20 protein-coding genes are annotated in these 17,236 nt (G+C 69.7%); 10 read left to right on the top strand and 10 right to left on the bottom strand.

The annotated features are described in order from the left end of the window. Window positions 1–73: 73 nt before the first annotated feature. Both OP04_RS36280 and OP04_RS36285 read right to left on the bottom strand, forming a co-directional pair. Window positions 74–895 carry a helix-turn-helix domain-containing protein gene (locus tag OP04_RS36280; protein ID WP_033344458.1) on the bottom strand — a complete coding sequence of 274 codons (822 nt, stop codon included), beginning with the start codon at window positions 893–895 and terminating at the stop codon, window positions 74–76. Window positions 896–1,020: 125 nt separating this feature from the next. After that, window positions 1,021–1,887: a helix-turn-helix domain-containing protein gene (locus OP04_RS36285; RefSeq protein ID WP_033344459.1), complete on the bottom strand. Its 867-nt coding sequence runs from the start codon at window positions 1,885–1,887 to the stop codon at window positions 1,021–1,023. A gap of 586 nt (window positions 1,888–2,473) precedes the next feature. Here OP04_RS36285 and OP04_RS36290 point away from each other — a divergent pair. Beyond that, the gene (locus tag OP04_RS36290; protein ID WP_033344460.1) at window positions 2,474–2,671 is read left to right on the top strand and encodes a DUF397 domain-containing protein; all 198 of its coding nucleotides are present in this window, start codon (window positions 2,474–2,476) and stop codon (window positions 2,669–2,671) included. Between the two features lie 76 nt (window positions 2,672–2,747). On the opposite strand, the gene OP04_RS36295 is transcribed toward OP04_RS36290, so the two are convergent. Both OP04_RS36295 and OP04_RS56010 read right to left on the bottom strand, forming a co-directional pair. Then, a complete protein-coding gene (locus OP04_RS36295; RefSeq protein WP_033344461.1) occupies window positions 2,748–3,095 on the bottom strand; it encodes a DUF3817 domain-containing protein in 348 nt (115 codons plus the stop codon). Window positions 3,096–3,141: 46 nt separating this feature from the next. Beyond that, window positions 3,142–3,507 (bottom strand): hypothetical protein, encoded by a 366-nt coding sequence (locus tag OP04_RS56010; RefSeq protein WP_051799624.1) that lies wholly within the window; start codon window positions 3,505–3,507, stop codon window positions 3,142–3,144. Between the two features lie 97 nt (window positions 3,508–3,604). Here OP04_RS56010 and OP04_RS36305 point away from each other — a divergent pair, with 97 nt between their 5' ends. The 4 genes from OP04_RS36305 to OP04_RS36320 all read left to right on the top strand — a co-directional run bounded on the left by OP04_RS36305 (window position 3,605) and on the right by OP04_RS36320 (window position 6,399). Further along, window positions 3,605–4,345 carry a MerR family transcriptional regulator gene (locus OP04_RS36305; RefSeq protein WP_033344462.1) on the top strand — a complete coding sequence of 247 codons (741 nt, stop codon included), beginning with the start codon at window positions 3,605–3,607 and terminating at the stop codon, window positions 4,343–4,345. 157 nt (window positions 4,346–4,502) lie between these two features. Further along, window positions 4,503–4,796 carry a DUF6158 family protein gene (locus OP04_RS36310; RefSeq protein ID WP_033344585.1) on the top strand — a complete coding sequence of 98 codons (294 nt, stop codon included), beginning with the start codon at window positions 4,503–4,505 and terminating at the stop codon, window positions 4,794–4,796. Between the two features lie 377 nt (window positions 4,797–5,173). Further along, window positions 5,174–5,485, top strand: a complete 312-nt coding sequence (locus OP04_RS36315) for an STAS domain-containing protein (RefSeq protein WP_051799625.1) — start codon at window positions 5,174–5,176, stop codon at window positions 5,483–5,485. Beyond that, window positions 5,485–6,399: an anti-sigma factor RsbA family regulatory protein gene (locus OP04_RS36320; RefSeq protein WP_033344464.1), complete on the top strand. Its 915-nt coding sequence runs from the start codon at window positions 5,485–5,487 to the stop codon at window positions 6,397–6,399. The genes OP04_RS36315 and OP04_RS36320 overlap by 1 nt, the downstream gene beginning before the upstream one ends. 66 nt (window positions 6,400–6,465) lie before the next feature. Here the strand turns inward: OP04_RS36320 and OP04_RS36325 are convergent, their stop codons facing one another. Further along, complete coding sequence (locus tag OP04_RS36325) at window positions 6,466–7,542, bottom strand: 3-deoxy-7-phosphoheptulonate synthase (RefSeq protein WP_033344465.1); 1,077 nt, start codon at window positions 7,540–7,542, stop codon at window positions 6,466–6,468. Window positions 7,543–7,825: 283 nt separating this feature from the next. Between OP04_RS36325 and OP04_RS36330 the strand changes: the two genes are divergently transcribed. Next, window positions 7,826–8,014, top strand: coding sequence for a hypothetical protein (locus OP04_RS36330; RefSeq protein ID WP_033344466.1), 189 nt, complete (start codon window positions 7,826–7,828; stop codon window positions 8,012–8,014). A 294-nt stretch (window positions 8,015–8,308) separates the two neighbouring features. Here the strand turns inward: OP04_RS36330 and OP04_RS36335 are convergent, their stop codons facing one another. Then, a complete protein-coding gene (locus OP04_RS36335) occupies window positions 8,309–8,938 on the bottom strand; it encodes an MBL fold metallo-hydrolase (protein ID WP_033344467.1) in 630 nt (209 codons plus the stop codon). Then, on the bottom strand, window positions 8,938–10,026 hold the full coding sequence (locus tag OP04_RS36340) for an S-(hydroxymethyl)mycothiol dehydrogenase (RefSeq protein WP_033344468.1): 1,089 nt from the start codon (window positions 10,024–10,026) through the stop codon (window positions 8,938–8,940). Before OP04_RS36340 ends, OP04_RS36335 begins: the two co-directional genes overlap by 1 nt. A gap of 123 nt (window positions 10,027–10,149) precedes the next feature. Between OP04_RS36340 and OP04_RS56595 the strand changes: the two genes are divergently transcribed. The 4 genes from OP04_RS56595 to OP04_RS36360 all read left to right on the top strand — a co-directional run bounded on the left by OP04_RS56595 (window position 10,150) and on the right by OP04_RS36360 (window position 13,514). Then, a complete protein-coding gene (locus tag OP04_RS56595; RefSeq protein ID WP_033344469.1) occupies window positions 10,150–11,151 on the top strand; it encodes an ABC transporter ATP-binding protein in 1,002 nt (333 codons plus the stop codon). Window positions 11,152–11,213: 62 nt separating this feature from the next. Then, a complete protein-coding gene (locus OP04_RS36350; protein ID WP_063746777.1) occupies window positions 11,214–11,945 on the top strand; it encodes an ABC transporter permease in 732 nt (243 codons plus the stop codon). A gap of 55 nt (window positions 11,946–12,000) precedes the next feature. Further along, the gene (locus OP04_RS36355) at window positions 12,001–12,738 is read left to right on the top strand and encodes an ABC transporter permease (protein ID WP_063746779.1); all 738 of its coding nucleotides are present in this window, start codon (window positions 12,001–12,003) and stop codon (window positions 12,736–12,738) included. A 50-nt stretch (window positions 12,739–12,788) separates the two neighbouring features. Continuing rightward, on the top strand, window positions 12,789–13,514 hold the full coding sequence (locus tag OP04_RS36360; RefSeq protein WP_033344471.1) for a GAF and ANTAR domain-containing protein: 726 nt from the start codon (window positions 12,789–12,791) through the stop codon (window positions 13,512–13,514). A gap of 102 nt (window positions 13,515–13,616) precedes the next feature. Here the strand turns inward: OP04_RS36360 and OP04_RS36365 are convergent, their stop codons facing one another. The 3 genes from OP04_RS36365 to OP04_RS36375 form a co-directional block, all read right to left on the bottom strand. Beyond that, window positions 13,617–13,913 carry an antibiotic biosynthesis monooxygenase family protein gene (locus tag OP04_RS36365; RefSeq protein ID WP_033344472.1) on the bottom strand — a complete coding sequence of 99 codons (297 nt, stop codon included), beginning with the start codon at window positions 13,911–13,913 and terminating at the stop codon, window positions 13,617–13,619. Between the two features lie 127 nt (window positions 13,914–14,040). Then, on the bottom strand, window positions 14,041–14,787 hold the full coding sequence (locus OP04_RS36370) for a DUF998 domain-containing protein (RefSeq protein WP_232323871.1): 747 nt from the start codon (window positions 14,785–14,787) through the stop codon (window positions 14,041–14,043). A 711-nt stretch (window positions 14,788–15,498) separates the two neighbouring features. Further along, complete coding sequence (locus OP04_RS36375; protein WP_051799630.1) at window positions 15,499–17,145, bottom strand: MDR family MFS transporter; 1,647 nt, start codon at window positions 17,143–17,145, stop codon at window positions 15,499–15,501. Window positions 17,146–17,236: the final 91 nt, after the last annotated feature.

Here is a 17,236-nt window from a genome sequence, read left to right on the forward strand (position 1 = left end):
ACGACCCCTTCATATAGCTCTTCCGACGATCGAGGGTGTGCTTCCCCGGGCGCGCCCTCGATCATCACTGTGTCTATTCCGGGTCGGCCACGATCTCCTTGATGCGGGCCAGCGACTCGTCCGGGTCCAGGGACTTGGCCCGCAGCTCACGGAAGATGTCGAGGTAGGGCGCGACCTCCTCGGGCCGGTCGATGACGTCGTCGGAGACCGCGTTCTCCACGTACATGACGTCCTCGTCCGGGTCGGGGAACTGGAGGATCGCGAACGGCGCCACCACCGGCGCCGGGCCCGCGCTGAACGGCAGCACCTGGATCGTGATGTGCGGCACCGCGCTGAGCGAGAGCAGATGGGTGAGCTCCTCCGGCAGCCGCGTCGGCGCGTGCGCGATCCGGTGCAGCACGGCCTCGTCGATGATCGCGGTGATCCGGGGCGGACGCGTCTTGTTCAGGATCTCCTCCTGCCGCCGCAGGCGCACGCCGATCCGGGTGTCGCGGTCGCCGGTCGGCAGCTCGGGCGCGCTGCGGGACGCGTAACCGGGGCTCTGCAGCAGCGTGGGCAGCGTGGTCGGCGCGAAGTAGAGCACCTCGATGCTCTCGTCCTCCAGCCCGATGTAGGCGTAGTACGACGGGTTCACCCGGTCGCGCAGCGTCGACCACCACGTGCGCAGCCGGGAGTTGCGGGCGAGCGAGAGCAGCTCCTCCACCCGGTCCGGCGCGGTGATGCCGTACAGCCCGGCGAGCGCGCGGGCGTCGATGGTGGAGATGCCGACCGTGCCGGTCTCGATCCGGATCACCTTCGACAGGGACCAGTCCATCGCCTTCGCCACGTCGCCACGGGTGCGGCCGGCGGCCTCACGCGCCTGCTTCAGCGCGTGGCTGAGCCGTCGCCGGCCCATCGAGGGGCCCTGCCCCGTCGAGGGGGCCTGGCGGGTGGCCGTCCGTTTCGCAGGTCGTGTGCCGTGGCCAGGGTCTTCGCTCTGCTCGTCTGTCATCGCGCAACCGCATCCGCTGATATGTGGGGTCAGGCCATCTCGGTGACCATTTTGTTGATCATGGCGAGCGACTCGCTGGGGTTGAGCGCGAGCTGCTGCAGTCGGGCGAAGGTCTGCCGGTAGGTCTCGACCTCCGCGGGGTGGTCGACCAGGGCGACGGTCGGCGTCGACTCGATGTAGACGACGTCCGGCGTGCCGGCCTCGAAGGAGAGCAGGTTGAACTGCCCGGTCGCGCCGTAGCTCTCCGCCGTGAACGGCAGGATCTGCAGCGTGACGTGGTCCTTCGCGCCGTCCTCGCGAAGCCGCTCCAGTTGGTCGCGGAGCACGCCGCTGCCGCCGATGTGCCGGTGCAGATTCGCCTCGTCGAGGATCACCTGCAGCGTGGGCGGGACGGGCCGGGAGAACAGCTCCTCCCGGCGGCGCATGCGCAGGCCGACGCGGGCGGCCACGTCCTCCTCCTCCACCTGGGAGGGGACGGCGGCGCTGATGTACGCCTTTGCATACGACTCCGTCTGGAGCAGGCCGGGCATGCCGATCGGCTGGAAGACACGCAGCGTAGCGGCCTCCGCCTCCAGCCCGACGTAGTCGTAGTAGGCGCGCTCGCGGTCGAAGATCTCCCGGTACTGCACCCACCAGCCGCGCTGGCGGGCCAGCCGGGCGAGGCCGAGCAGCTCCGTCACGGTCTCCGGATCGTCGATCCGGTAGTGCTGGAGCACGGCCTTCAGGTCATTGGTCGAGATCGAGACCGTGCCGGCCTCGATGCGGATCAATTTGGAGAGGGACCAGTCCATCGCCTCGGCGGCCTGCTCCTGGGTCAGGCCGGCCGCATCGCGTGCGGCGCGCAGCCGGGCCCGGAGTTGCCGCCGGCCGCCCGATGGGCCGTGGGCGGTGGACATGGCGCCTCCTTGCGCTCACGGGCACTCGCCCGCTGTGACGGCCGCTACTTTACGGCCGTCGGGGCCGTGCCATGTAAGGCACCGGCCGATCAGTGCCGGCCGGCGGACCTGATATTGCGACGCGCCTCTTCCGAGGTCGGCCCGGGTTCATGTGGAGTTCTTGATCTGCCGGGCTTTTCGATCCGGCAGGGTGCTGTGCGATGTGCCAGGTGGCAGATGGCCCCCTGTCAATGAGCCAATGACACAGAGGTTACTCGCGCATGGATACATATTCCAGGCCGGAAGGGTCGGGATCGGCCGTCACGCGAACGGGTGTGAACCAGATTGCGTGAGCTGGGCGTATTCGGCGGTAACCGTGCGACGGCCACGCCGTTTGTCACGGAGAGTGCGGGTAAGGGCGCGGGACTGGTCTTGGTCAGGGGCTTGGCGAGACGTTAGGCTCGCGCGGGCATCTGTCCGATCGCGTGTTCAACGCGCGGTTGGTCCCTTTTGCTCGAATCCAGCATTCATGAAGCAATTGTTCATTTAGTGCGATATTTTTCTATCGTGCGCGGCCAACGCTGCCCGCGCCGGACTGGAGTGACAAATGATCACGTCGACCGCGGATGCGATGGCGTGGCGGAAGAGCAGCCGCTGCGAGTCGCACACCTGCCTCGAGGTGTCCGAGGCGCCCGGCGGCCGCATGGCGGTTCGCAACTCGACCCGTCCGGAGCTGCGCATCAGCTTCGAAGGGCCGGCCTGGCAGGCCTTCGTCACCACGGTGCGTAGCGGAGATCTCGGCTAGAACCGGGCTCCTCGGAAACGAAACCGCCCGGCGAGCTGCTGCTCGGCCGGGCGGTCGTGTGTCACGGTCGCGTCGGTCAGCGCAGGTGCTCGATCACCGGGGCCTGCACCTGATCACCGGCGACGCGCTCGGCGGGGATCCAGCGCGTGGTCACCACCCGCTCCGCGTAGAAGGACAGGAACGGGATCGTGCCGGCCAGCATGACCAGCACCAGGCGCTTCGGCTGCCAGCCCGCACGGCGGCCCAGGTCGAACGCGGCGATCAGGTAGATCATGTAGAGGAAGCCGTGGCCGGGGCCGATGGTCTGCACCACGACCGGCTCGTGCCAGATGTACTTCAGCGGCATGCCGATCACCACGAGCAGGATCAGCACCACACCGACGACGTACGCGATCGTCCGATAGCGGATCAGCGCTCCGCGCACCGCTGCCTTCCCTTCGTCCGGCGGATGGCCGGGTAACTAGTCGCTGCTAGGGGTTCTCGGGCCGGTCGGCCGGGGACTGGGCGGGGCCGTAGGCGGAGCGGCCGGTGGCGCGCTGGACCGCGGCGGTGCGCACCGGACGTCGTACCCTCAGCTGCTGTTGATCTGGCTCTTCGGGGGTGGGCGCGGCGGGCGGGGGCCTGTCGCGGCGCAGCACGGCGCGGGCCTCGCGGGCCCAGAGGAAGATCACGAAGGCGGCGAAGACCGGCCACTCGAGCATGTAGCCCCAGCTGGACGGGTTGCCGCCGGCCTCGGCCCGGGACAGCTGCCACCAGCCCAGCAGGAGAAACGCGATCACGAGCAGCACCGTGGCCAGGTGGACCGCGATCCACCGCGGTGTCAGGAGCCGCTTCATGTCAGCGAGCGTACCGGGGCGTTCCGGCGTCTCCGACGCAGCGTCGTAGATAACGAAGCTTGCGGTTGACGCTACGTCAACTCGTAGCGTCGTTCCCGTGAGCTGGTCGACCGCGGAAGTGGCACGCCTCGCCGGGATCTCCTCCCGGACGCTGCGGCACTACGACGACATCGGACTGCTGCGTCCCGCCCGGGTGAGCTCGGGCGGGTTGCGGCACTACGAGCGGGAACAACTGCTCAGGCTGCAGCAGATCATGCTGCTGCGTGAGCTCGGCATGAACCTGGAGACGATCGGCGCCGTCGTCTCCGGCGAGGCCGACCGCGTCGGCCAGCTCCGTCGGCACCATCGGTGGCTGATCGAGGAACGTGACCGGTTCGACCGGCTCGCGGACACGGTCGAGGCCACCATCACCCAACTGGAAGGTGGGACGGAGATGAGCACGGAACAGCTCTTCGAGGGCTTCGACGCGGACCGGCAGGCCCGGTACGAGGCGGAGCTGATCGAGCGGTACGGCGAGGGCGCCGCCACCGCGATCGCGGATTCCAAGCATCGGACCGCGGGCAACCGGGCCGGCCTGCAGCAGGAGTGGGCCGGCATCGAGGACCGGCTGGTCGCGCTGCTCGGTGCCGCGCCGGAGTCCGCCGAGGTCCAGGCCGTGATCGCGGACCACTACCGGTGGATCAGCAAGCACTGGACGCCGGACCGCGAGTCGTACACCGGACTGGGACAGCTCTACGTCGACAGTCCGGACTTCCGGGCCCGGTTCGACGCGCGGGACCCCCGGCTGGCGCCGCTGCTGCGCGACGCCATCGCCGTATATGCGCAGGCCAGCCTGTAGAAGGGTTTGGCGGGGCGGTGAACGGGCAACCGTGGGGCACCGAGGAGAGGGGCATTCGATGACCGACTCAGTGCGCTACGGCGACGGCTCGCCGTCCGGGTCCGGCACCGCGTTCCACCCGAACCCGGACGTGCCACCGAGGCCGGAGCAGACGGCACTGCCCGATCCCGTGCCGGCCAGCCCCGAGCAGCGGGTCGACGAGTGGGACGGTGACCACCTGCGGCACCGGTCCGACGTCTTCGCGGAACCCGGCGTGGATCCGGCCGAACTGTCGGACGACGACCTGATCAGGGAGGTGGCGAGCCTGCACCGCACCCGGCTGGACACGCTCCGGCACGCGTCGGACGCGGCGCTCGCCACCCACCTGCGCCGTACCGCGGACCTGGAGACCGAGTACCTCACGCGGCACCCGGGCCGGGAGATCGACCCGCACCGCCTGCGGGACGGGTGAACTGTGATTCCTGATACATCGGCCTCAGGAACAGGGGCCGGTGGACGAAGGTTAGGTCAGGTGTCGGTGTGCTCAGTGTCCCCGGGCCTCACCATTAAGCCTTCGCGGAATACCGTTCGGCAGGAGCCGCGTCGCGCCACTCGCCGCGAGGCGACCGGCACACCGACACCCTTTCTCTCCACGCCCCGCCGGGCTTTCCCGGCGGGGCGTGTTGCTTTCGTGCCCGGCGGCGCTGTATCTGCGGTCGGGTCCGTACCTCATTGTTATGGGCGGGTTCGTCCTCCGTTGTGAGGGCGACGGACCGGTTGGGTGATATCGGCCAGGAGGTCCCGGCTTAGAGTCGCAGGCGTCGGGACGGGAAGAGGGTGGCACGGCAGATGGCGACGACCGGCTCGGGTGGTCTGCGGATCGAGTCGATCGGCGGAGGACTGCGACTGGTCGGGGTGGCGGATCTCGGGACGCGCGCGGTGCTCGACCGGGCGCTCGCCGGGGTGCCGGCAACGGCCGACCTGCACCTCGAGCTCGCTCAGCTCGCCTTCATCGACGTCGGCGGCGTGACCGCGCTGGTCGCGGCCGCCGGGCGCCTCGATGCCGGACGGCGGCTCGTGCTGCACGACCCGCCACCCGAACTGCTGCGCATCATCGACGTGATGTGGGGCCGGCCCAGAACAATCGAGGTGCACAGCTGATGACGTTCGCCCACCACGGGTTCCTCTACCGCGACGTGGGGGAGTACCTCGCGGGTACGCTGCCGTTCCTCACCGCCGGGCTCGACCTGGGCCGGCCGGTGCTGGTCGCGGTGCCACAACCGCGTCTCGACCTGCTGCGCGACCGGCTCGGCGCGCGGGCGGCACGGGTGCGGTTCCTGGACATGCGCGAGGCCGGACGCAACCCGCACCGGATCATCCCGTGGGTGCTGCGCGCCTTCACCGAGGAGCACGCGGGGCGGCCCGTGCGGATCGTCGGCGAGCCGATCTGGCCGGGCCGGGCGCCGGAGGAGATCCCCGGCTGCGTGCAGCACGAGGCGCTGATCAACGTGGCGATGGCGGACACGGACGCGGAGGTGCTCTGCCCGTACGACGCGGACGGCCTGCACCCGGGCGTGCTGATGTACGTGCGCCGCACGCACCCGACCATGCTCGAGGACGGCGAGGTGCGGACGACCGGCGGATACGCGGATCCGCTCGCCACCGTTGCGTTGCTCAACCAGCCACTGCCGGAGCCGGCCGGGCCGGTCGACGAGGTCGGGTTCGGCGTGGACACGCTCGGGGCGGCGCGGGCGCTGGCCGGGGCGCAGGCGCGGGCCGCCGGGCTGGCACCGGAGCGGGTCGTCGACCTGCAGCTGTCGGTGAACGAGATCGCGACCAACACGGTGGAGCACGGCGGCGCGGGCGGGACCGTGCGCGCGTGGTGGGACGGCGGGCGAGTGATCTGCGAGGTGCGCGGGCCCGGCGAGATCACGGACTGGATGGCGGGGCGGATCCGGCCGCCGGACTCCAGCCCGCGCGGGCGAGGGCTGCTGCTGGCGAACCGGTTGTGTGATCTGGTGCAGACGTACACGAGTCCGTCGTCGACGGTGACGAGGCTGCACATAAGAGCGTGAGCCGGGGCCGGTGGGCCCCGGGCAGCGCGTCAGTCGGCCATTTTGTGGCCTTGTGTGGGGGACTTGTCAGGCGACGGTTACCGCGGCGCGGCGTGCGGCGGCCGCGGTGGCCAGCGAGTCCAGCACGGACTCGGTCTGCTCCCAGCCCATGCAGCCGTCCGTTACCGACTGGCCGTAGGTCAGCTCACGCGTCGGGTCCAGATCCTGCCGGCCCGGCTCCAGGAAGGACTCCAGCATCACGCCGGAGATGCCCCGGTTGCCGGCCTTGAGCTGCTCCGCGATGTCCGCGGCCACGATCGGCTGGCGGCGGTGGTCCTTGCCGCTGTTCGCGTGACTGGCGTCGATGATCAGCCGCTCCGGCAGGTCGGCCTTGCGCAGCTGCGCCAGCGCGTTCCCGACCGAGGCGGCGTCGTAGTTCGGACCGTCGTTGCCGCCGCGCAGCACCAGGTGACAGTCCGCGTTGCCGCGGGTGTGCAGGATCGCCGGCGTGCCGGACATGGCGATGCCGGGGAACACGTGCGGCACACTGGCCGCGTTGATCGCGTCGATCGCGGTGCTGATCGCGCCGTCCGGACGGTTCTTCATGCCGATCGGCATCGAGAGGCCGGAGGACAGCTGGCGGTGCACCTGGCTCTCCACCGTTCGCGCGCCGATCGCGCCCCAGGCAACGGTGTCCGCGATGAACTGCGGCGTGATCGGGTCGAGGAACTCGCAGCCGACCGGCAGGCCCAGCTCCAGCACCTGCAGCAGCAGCTGGCGGGCGATGCGCAGGCCGGTGTTGACGTCGCCGGAACCGTCCAGCGCCGGGTCGTTGATCAGGCCCTTCCAGCCGACGGTCGAGCGCGGCTTCTCGAAGTAGACACGCATCACGATCAGCAGGTCGTCGGCGAGGCGCTCCGCGACCGGGCGCAGACGGCGGGCGTAATCGAGCGCGGCGACCGGGTCGTGCACGGAGCACGGGCCGACCACGACCAGCAGCCGATCGTCCTCGCCGTCCAGCACGCGGGCGACCGCACGGCGGCCCTCGATGACCCGGTCGGCCAGCTCGTCGCTCAGCGGCAGGTGGTGGTGGAGCAGGTCCGGCGTCATCAGCGGAACGACCTTGTCGATCCGCTGGTCCGTGACCCGTCGTGAGGACGTCATTGCAGGATTCCTTTCACCGGCCGATCCAGGGCCGGTGACCTGGAGAGCCGGGCAGCATTTGTGGCATGCGAAAAGGGCAGGGAAGAAGCTCCCTGCCCCGGCCGGCTCTCTGAAGGCTTGTGGTGACGTCAGACCATGGCTGAGTCACCGGCGCTCAGGGCCGGCCACCCAAACCAATAAAAGGACTTCGTCACGCCGGACACCTTACCGCGTTCCACGCCTCGCGTCTGCTGTCAGGGTCGTGATCGTGACTGAAAACGCTCCACGTGGGTACGGAGCGAGCATGAGTGATCGGGTGGAGAGCCGGGCGGCGTCGCTGTTGCCCGAGGAGCGCCGCGTCGGCAGCGACGACATCGAGGCGCAGGCAGAGGGCATCCTGCGGGAGTCGGACGAGCGGACGGCCGCATCGCCGGACGGCTCGGTGGAGCACCGCACGTCCGTCGAGGCCGCTTCCGAGGAGCCGCCGGACTAAAGGCCAGATCAAGATCTGGATTTTCCCGCTTTCGCGGTGGTCCGGACCGCATGCTCCCGCGGGCCGGCGGTTTTGCGTCTGGTCACGCCCAGAGCAGAAGACCCGTCGCGTGCCGACGCTGAGGGCAGGCCGCCGCGTGGTGCGCCCGTGGGGGTCTTCCGGACCACGGCGAATCCGCCGGCCCGCGGGAGCAACGCTGCCGGACCACCCACTGAGTGGGTGAATCCGGCTCTGGATCTGGATTTTCCCGGGCCGCGCGGGTGGTGAGTGGCCCGCGCGGCCCTGGTGGCGAGGTCAGTGGCCCCGGGTGATCCACTCGTCGAGGTGCGGGGATTCGGCGCCGATGGTGGTGCTGGCGCCGTGTCCGGTGTGGACGACGGTCTCCGGCGGCAGGGTGAGGATCTTGGCCTTCAGCGACTCGATGATGGTGTCGAAGCTGCTGAAGCTGCGGCCGGTGGCGCCGGGGCCGCCCTGGAAGAGCGTGTCGCCGGTGAAGACGACGCCGAGCGCGGGCACGTGGAAGCAGCAGGCGCCGGGCGCGTGGCCGGGCGTGTGCAGCACGTGCAGCGTGACGCCGCCGACCTCGATGGACTGACCGTCCGCGAGGGAGCCGCCGACTTGCGTGTCCGGGTGGGTGAGCTGCCAGACGGGCAGGTCGTCCGGGTGCAGCAGGATCGGCGCGCCGGTGGCCTCGGCCAGCTCGGGGGCCTTGCGCACGTGGTCGTCGTGCGCGTGGGTGGCCAGGATCGCCTTGACGGTGCGGCCGCCGACGGCCTCGAGGATCGCGTCGACGTCGTGCGGGGCGTCGACGACCACGCATTCGGTGTCGTCGCCGAGGACCCAGACGTTGTTGTCGACGTCGAAGGTCTGGCCGTCCAGGCTGAACGTGCCGGACGTGACCGTGTGGTCGATGCGCGCGGGCATCAGAAGATCACCACCGAGCGGAGCACGTCGCCGCGGTGCATCTTGGTGAACGCCTCCTCGATCTGCTCCAGGCCGATCTCCTCGGAGACGAACGCGTCCAGGTCCAGGCGGCCCTGGCGGTAGAGCTCGGTGAGCATCGGGAAGTCGCGCGTGGGCAGGCAGTCGCCGTACCAGCTGGACTTGAGCGCGCCGCCGCGGCCGAAGACGTCCAGCAGCGGGATCTCCGGGATCTTCATCTCGGGCGTGGGCACGCCGACCAGGACCACGGTGCCGGCCAGGTCGCGGGCGTAGAACGCCTGCTTCCAGGTCTCCGGGCGGCCGACCGCGTCGATCACCACGTCCGCACCGAACCCGCCGGTCAGCGCCTTGATCGCCTCGACCACGTCGCCCTCGCGCGCGTTGACCGTGTGGGTGGCGCCGAAGCCCTTGGCCCATTCCAGCTTCCGGTCGTCGGTGTCGACCGCGATGATCGTGGTCGCGCCGGCCAGCGCCGCGCCGGCCACCGCGCCGTCGCCCACGCCGCCGCAGCCGATCACCGCGACCGAGTCACCGCGCTGCACGTTGCCGGTGTTGATGGCGGCGCCGATGCCGGCCATCACGCCGCAGCCGAGCAGGCCGACCGCGGCCGGACGCGCGGCCGGGTCCACCTTCGTGCACTGGCCGGCCGCGACCAGCGTCTTCTCGATGAACGCGCCGATGCCGAGCGCGGGGGAGAGCTTCGTGCCGTCCTCCAGCGTCATCGGCTGCTTCGCGTTGTGGGTGGCGAAGCAGTACTGCGGCTTGCCCTTGCGGCAGGCCCGGCAGTCGCCGCAGACCGCACGCCAGTTCAGCACCACGAAGTCGCCGGGGGCGACCTCGGTGACGCCGGGTCCGACCGACTCGACCGTGCCGGCGGCCTCGTGGCCGAGCAGGAACGGGAACTCGTCGTTGATGCCGCCCTGCTTGTAGTGCAGGTCCGTGTGGCAGACCCCGCAGGTCTGGATCTTCACCACGGCCTCGCCCGGCCCGGGGTCCGGAACGATGATCGGCACGACCTCCACCGGGGCGTTCTTCGCTCGGGCGATAACCCCGCGAACTGTCTGGCTCACGCCGGCCTCCTTCGAGTTGTCATTTTTGCCGTCAATCCGTAACACAGCGATCTTGAAAAACGGGGGTTCTTCGGCCGATTTAATGGAGTCGACCGTCTCGTCCGGCTCTGCGAACATCGGTGCATGTCGCTGGTTGAGGTCACCGGACTGACCAAGGTCTTCCGCAGGCCGGTGAAGGATCCCGGCTTCCGCGGCGCGCTGCGGCACCTGGTGTCGCCCCGCTACCGGGACGTGACCGCGGTCGAGCGGGTGGACCTGCGCATCGAGCCCGGAGAGGCGGTCGCCTACGTCGGGCCGAACGGCGCCGGCAAGTCCACCACGGTGAAGCTGCTGACCGGCATCATCGTGCCGACGTCGGGCGAGGTGCGGGTGGCCGGCCTCTCCCCGCACCGGGACCGGATCGCGAACGCGCGGCAGGTCGGCGTGCTCTTCGGCCAGCGCAGTCAGCTCTGGTGGGACCTGCCGGTGCGCGAGTCGTTCACGCTGCTGCGGGACATGTACGGGGTGCCGGACTCGCTGTATCGCGCGCGGATGAAGCGGTTCGACGAGGTGCTCGACCTGGGCTCGATCCTGCCGGTCGTGGCCCGGAAGCTCTCGCTGGGCCAGCGCATGCGGGCGGACCTGGCGGCGGCGCTGCTGCACGGGCCGCGGATCGCGTACCTGGACGAGCCGACGATCGGGCTGGACATCGCGGTCCGGGACCGGGTGCGCGAGTTCCTGCGGCAGCTGCGCGACGAGGGGACCACCATCATGCTGACCACGCACGATCTCGGCGACATCGAGGACGTGTGCGAGCGGCTGGTGATCATCGACCGGGGACGGGTGATCTACGACGGGTCGCTGGCGGCGGTGAAGGACGACTTCGCCCGGGAGCGGCGGATCCACCTGCAGCTGGCCTCGCCGGTGCCGTTGGCTTCCCTGTCGGATCGGCTTCCGGACGCGGTCGTGGTGGCGGGGGACGAACCGGGCGAGTTCACCGTGACGGTGGATCGGTTCCGGCAGACCGCGGGGGCGGTGATCTCGGCGGTGCTGCCGTTGGCCGAGGTGGTGGAGCTGCGCATCGACGAGCCCGCGATCGAGGACGTGATCCGCAAGGTGTACGCGGGGGAGCTGAGGCTGGCGTGAGCTCCTATGTCGCTTATTTTGGGCTATTTCGGACGTCGGCGCGGACCGTGCTGGCGTACCGGATGTCGTTCTGGCTGGGGGTGCTCGGCGGCATCCTGCCGATGGTGTCGCTGTTCGCGATCTGGGGCGCGCTGCTTTCGGGCGAACGGTCGCTCGGCGGGCTGGACTGGGCGCAGATGCGGGCGTACCTGCTGGTCACGTTCGGGACCGGGTCGTTGCTGGCCGCGTACGGCGACTTCCGGATGGCGAACCGGATCCTGGACGGGCGGGTCGCGCTGGACCTGGTCAAGCCGGTCGACTACCAGCGGTCCCGATTCGCGGAGGCGCTCGGCGGCGTGGGCATGGAACTGCTCTCGGTCGGGCTGGTCACCTGCGGGGTGGTGATCATCACGGGGCCGGTGCTGGTGCCGCACGGTGTGCAGGCGCTGCTGTTCCTGGCGGCCATGGCGTCCGTCATTCCGCTCAAGTTCGGGATCATGTATCTGACCTGCACGCTCTGCTTCTACACGCAGAACTACGTGGGGCTGTTCTGGGCGCGGGAGACGATCTCGGCGCTGCTGTCCGGTGCGCTGGTGCCGATCGCGCTGCTGCCGGGGTGGTTGCAGGCGGTGTCCGGCGTGCTGCCGTTCGCCAGCGTGGTGTCGACGCCGGCGTTGATCTACGTGGGCGCGGTGTCCGGTTTCCACGCGGTGCAGCTGATCCTGGTGCAGGTGCTGTGGACCGTCGCACTGTGGTTCGCGGCGCGGCTGGCCTGGCGGTTCGCGATTCGGAGGCTGACGGTGCACGGTGGCTGAGATCTCGCGAATTTTATGGATTTATCGTCGCAGTCTGGGCGCGCATGTGCGCAGCATGATGGAGTACGAGGCGGACTTCTGGCTGCTCGTGCTGGCGGGACTGCTGCAGCAACTGGTCGGGCTGGCGTTCCTCGGGGCGGTGTTCGCGCAGGTCCAGGCGCTGCACGGGTGGACGTTCACGGAGGCGGTGCTGCTCTACGGGTTCGCGTCGTTCGTGTTCGGGATGTCGCCGCTGTTCTTCGACGGGCTGTGGCGTACGGCCTGGCTGGTCAATCAGGGTGACCTCGACTATGCGCTGGTCCGGCCGTACCCGGTGATGCTCCAGGTTTCCGGCTCTTATGTCGGGCTGCAGGGGGCCGGCGACGTGGTGGTCGCCACCTGCATGATCGGGTGGGCGCTCTCCCGCGCGGACATCTCCTGGTCGCCGCTCACCGTGCTGGTCGGGGCGGTGCTGCTGGTGAGCGCCGTCACCATCCGGGTCTCGGTCCTGGCCGCCAGCTGCGCGATCTCGTTCTGGCTGCAGGCGCCGCACTCCGGCTTCGCGTTCGCGATCAACCAGCTCGGGACGCTCGGCAGGTACCCGCTGACGATCTTCGGGGTGGCGTTGCGCGGCGTGCTGACCGTCGTGATCCCGTTCGCGTTCACGGCGTATTTTCCGGTCAGCTGGCTGCTCGACCCCGGGCGGTACTGGTGGGCCGCGATCGTGACGCCGCTGGTCGCCGCGTACAGCCTGATTCTCGGCGTGCGGATCTACCATCGGGGCGTCCGGCGGTACGAGAGCGCCGGCCACTGACTGATCAGTCGGACACTGCGCGGAACCGGTACCGCTGGTAGCGTGGCCGGGTGAATTTCCCCGTCGACGACGATGGAGGCCCGCATAGCGTCGAGCTGGTGGGCCTGCTGCACGAGCTCACCGCGATGCTGCTCGGCACCCACGAGATCGAACCCGCGCTCGCCGATCTGGCCCGCTTCACCGCGTTCGCGGTGCCCGGCGTGGCCCGCTGCTCCGTCATGCTGATCACCGAGGGCCGCGCCGCGATCTCGGCCGCCTCGGAGAGCAGTCGTCGCAAGATCGACGACGCGCAGCAGGTGGAAGCGGCCGGGCCGTCACTGGACGCGCTGCACACCCGGGAACCGGTCATCAGCGAGGATCTGACGGCCGACGAGCGCTGGCCGGGACTGCAGATGGCCGCGGTCGAGGCCGGGCTGCGGACCGCGATAGCGCTCCCGATCGACGTGCATCGGGACGCGGTGGGCGCGCTCACCGTCTACCTCGCGGAGCCGGGCGCGATCGGGCCGGACCGGATGGTCGCGGCGATGGCGATCGCGGGGCAGGCCGCGCTGCTGCTGGGCGAGGTGCTGCGGCGAGCCGCGGAGACGCCGGCGCCGGCCGCGGAGCCGTCCGATGCGACGGTCAACCACGCGGTGGGGCTGATCATGGCGCAGCGCGGGTGCGGGCCCGCCGAGGCGTTCGAGTTCATCGACGAGACCGCGACCCGGCTGGCGGTCAGCCCGCGCGTGGTGGCGGAACGACTGCTGGAGACGGCGCAGCGCCGGTCCGGCGGGTAGGTGCCCTGCGCGGCCGGCTCTGTGCGGCCGCCTTGTGCGGATTGCTTCGTGCGGCTTGTCTTCGTGCGGCTTGCTCTGTGTGGTGTCGTGTCGGGCGGGTGGTCAGGCGCTCTGGACGACCTCGAACTCGAGCAGGCTGGCGCCGCTCGCGACCGGGCGTGCGCGCTCGCCGGCGTGCGCGGCGCGGGCGGAACCCTGCGCCCAGGCCTGGTAGTCCTCCTCGCTCTCCCACTTCGTGTAGACGAAGTACCGCGACTCGCCGCTCACCGGTCGCAGCAGCTCGAAGCCGAGAAAGCCCTTGGAGCCCTCCACCGCGCCCTGCCGCGCGGCGAACCGCTTCTCCAGCTCCGGGCCCGCGCCTTCGGGAACATCGATCGCATTGATCTTCACAACAGCCATGCCCTAAACCCTAGAACCTTTGCTTTCCCATCACCGCCGCTGGTCACCCTGAGCGGCTCCCGCGGCAAACCTCGCGTCGGGCTCCGCCGGTGCTCCGCACGTCGCTCGGAGCCGGTCGCGTCGTTGCTCACGAAAACCCCGGGTGGTCGCCTTCAGCGGCCGGCCTTCTCGGCGTGGGGTCGCCGGCGCGGGTCGTGTGATACAGGAAGGCGCCGACGACGCAGATCCAGACGGGCATGGAGAGGCCGGCGACGCGTTCCATGCCGCCGACTCCCAGGCCGAGTCCTTGCTGGGCGATGAACAGTGCGCTGCCGGCGGTGCCGAGCGCGCCGAACACCAGCGTGAGCGGGCGCAGCCTGGACAAGAGCATGCCGGTTCGGGCGAATCCGGCCATGATCAGGCCGAGGTTCCCGCACGCGAAGATCAGGAGTGCGGCGAGCAGGTGGAGGTTCTCGTGGGTGTCGGCCGGGGCGACGCCTGCCAGGCCGAAACCGGCGGAACCGGCCAGCAGCATCCACCGGGCGGCGCGGCTCGTGCCTCCGGTGCCCCAGGCTCGCCGAGTGAGCAGGAGACCGGAGACAAGCAGGAGCGAGGTCGGCACGAAGGCGAGGTTCATCGCGTCGTGCCACGGCGAGCAGACGTATCGGGGCCGGGTCGTGTCCCAGACACCGCAGGTCACGTTGCCGAGATCGCTGATGTTGTTGGTGGCCCAGCTGAAGGCGGGATCGTGCCAGCCGAGCCCGACGACGACATTCGCGGCGAGAAATGTCGGTGCGGCGGCGACCAGACAGAGCGCGCCGGTACTGGTCAGGGCGGAAGATCGCATGAATCCGAGTAGATCAATCACGCTGAATTCCGGGCAATGACGCTGCACCCCCGCTCGCAGCTGGGCCCAGCCCTACCTCCGTCGACCCCGGTTCACGGAGCCGCCGGAGCCTGGCCGGGGGCCGTGCCAGTGACCCGGGACGAAATTTCGGGATAAAGGGGACCGAGGTTTGGCCGAGGTGTGCTTGCGGCTCTGTGGCGAACGGAGGGACCGCCGGATGCCGGTCGCTTCGAGGCGAACATGAGGAGAAGGTTATTGACATATGTGTATCCACATTCTGGGAAAGGATCATTGACTGTTGCGAAAAGGCGGTCAACGAGCGCTGTTGACCGCCTTTTCGCAACAGTCAATGATCCTTTGGCGATCGTGGCTGGAGCGGGCCGCCTGAGGACCAAGGCTGTAGGCCTTAAATGGTGATATTTCGGACGCGGAGCGTCCGGTCTGGCGCCGGCGTCCGGTCTGGCGCCGACATCCGGGACTGCCGGTGCCACGGGACTGCCGGCGTCCGGGACCGCCGGCTCCCGGGACCGCCGGCCTGCTGTGGGAATGGGCGGCGGTGGGTTTGGGGTGACCGGCGACGGGACTGGCTCCGAACGGCGGGCCGAAGCGGAGCGTTAGCGGAGTCTTCGGGGCGGCGGAGGTTTGCCCGCGGGAGCATGCGGGCTGCACCACGCCGGAAGCGGGAAAAGGATCTGGATCTGGGTCTGGATTTTGCGAAACGGGTGGTGCGTCAAGGGCGAGGTATGGGGTCCCAGGGTGTTAAAGCGCGCCGGCGGCGGCTTCGCGGTCCTCGGCGGCGCGGGCTGCGGCGGCGGAGCGGTTCTGGAGGGGGAGTTCGGGGAGGAAGAGGACTACGGCGAGGCCGGCGATCATGATGATGGCGGCGAGGAGGAAGACCAGGCTCATGGACTCGGAGAAGCCGACCTTGAAGGGGTGGGCCACGACGTCGCTGAGCGTGTTGATGAACGAGGTGTCGTTGAGGCCCTCGGTGGACTGGCCGGCCTGGAGCGCCTGGGCCTGGGTGGGATTGTCACGGAGCGCCTGCTGGAAGGCCGGGTCGGACTCGGCGGCGGTGAACGCGTCGCGGATCTTGCCGGGGACGGCGGCGAAGAGGACGGAGAGGAAGACGGCGGTGCCGAGCGTGCCGCCCATCTGGCGGAAGAACGTGACGGCGGACGTGGCGGTGCCGATCTCGCGCGGGGAGACCGCGTTCTGGACCGCGGTGACCATGGGCTGCATGTTGCCGCCGAGGCCGAGGCCCATCAGCAGCATGATCGCCATGACGGCGGGGAGCGGCGTGTCCGCGGTGATCAGCGAGAAGAGGAAGAGCGCGACCAGCATCAGCGTGGAGCCGATGATCGGGATGACGCGGTAGCGGCCGGTACGGAAGATGATCTGGCCGAAGACGATCGAGCCGGTCATGATGCCGAAGACGAACGGGATCATCTGCAGGCCCGCGACCATCGGGGTGGAGCCCTTCACGATCTGCAGGTAGAGCGGCACCATCATCAGGCCGCCGAACATGGCCATGCCGACGACGAAGCTGCTGGCCGCGCCGACGCCGAACGTGCGGATGCGGAACAGGCGGAGCGGGAGCAGCGCCTCGTCCTTGTACGCGCGTTCGGCCAGGATGAACGCGACCAGGCCGATGACGCCGACGACGTAGCAGCCGATCGCGCGCGTGGAGTCCCAGCCCCAGTCGCGGCCCTGTTCGGCGACGGTGAGCAGCGGGACCAGGCAGACGATCAGCGCGAGCGCGCCGGGCCAGTCGATGCGGTGGTCGGTGCGGTGGTGCGGCAGGTGCAGCACGCGGGCGACCACGACCATGGCGAGCAGGCCGAGCGGCACGTTGATGTAGAAGATGTAGCGCCAGCCGGCGATGCCGAGCAGGTCGTCCGCCTCCGCGAACAGGCCGCCGAGCACCGGGCCGAGCACGCTGGCGCTGCCGAAGACGGCCAGGAAGTAGCCCTGGTACTTGGCGCGCTCACGGGGCGGCACGATGTCGCCGATGATCGCCAGGGCCAGCGACATCAGGCCGCCGGCGCCGATGCCCTGGACCGCGCGGTACGCGGCCAGCTGGTACATGTTGTCGGCCAGGCCGCAGAGCATCGAGCCGACGACGAAGATGCCGATCGCGGCCAGGAAGAAGCGGCGGCGGCCGTAGATGTCGGAGAGCTTGCCGTACAGCGGCGTCGAGATCGTGGACGTGATCAGGAACGCGGTGGTGGCCCAGGCCTGCACGGAGAACCCGTGCAGGTCATCGGCGATGGTGCGGATCGCGGTGGCGACGATGGTCTGATCCAGCGCGGCCAGGAACATGCCCATCATCAGGCCCGCGAGGATGGTCATGATCTGCCGGTGGGTGAAGTCGCCTTCGCCCTCGGGGGTGGTGTCAGCGGAGCTCACGCGTACTCCTGGAGATCGAGTTGCTTGCACCATACACACGATTCACAGTGCGGTTCTTCTCGATTACCCCATGGTGTGAGCTGCTGTGGAG

It is taken from the genome of Catenuloplanes japonicus (genome assembly GCF_000717135.1).
GTDB lineage: Bacteria > Actinomycetota > Actinomycetes > Mycobacteriales > Micromonosporaceae > Catenuloplanes > Catenuloplanes japonicus.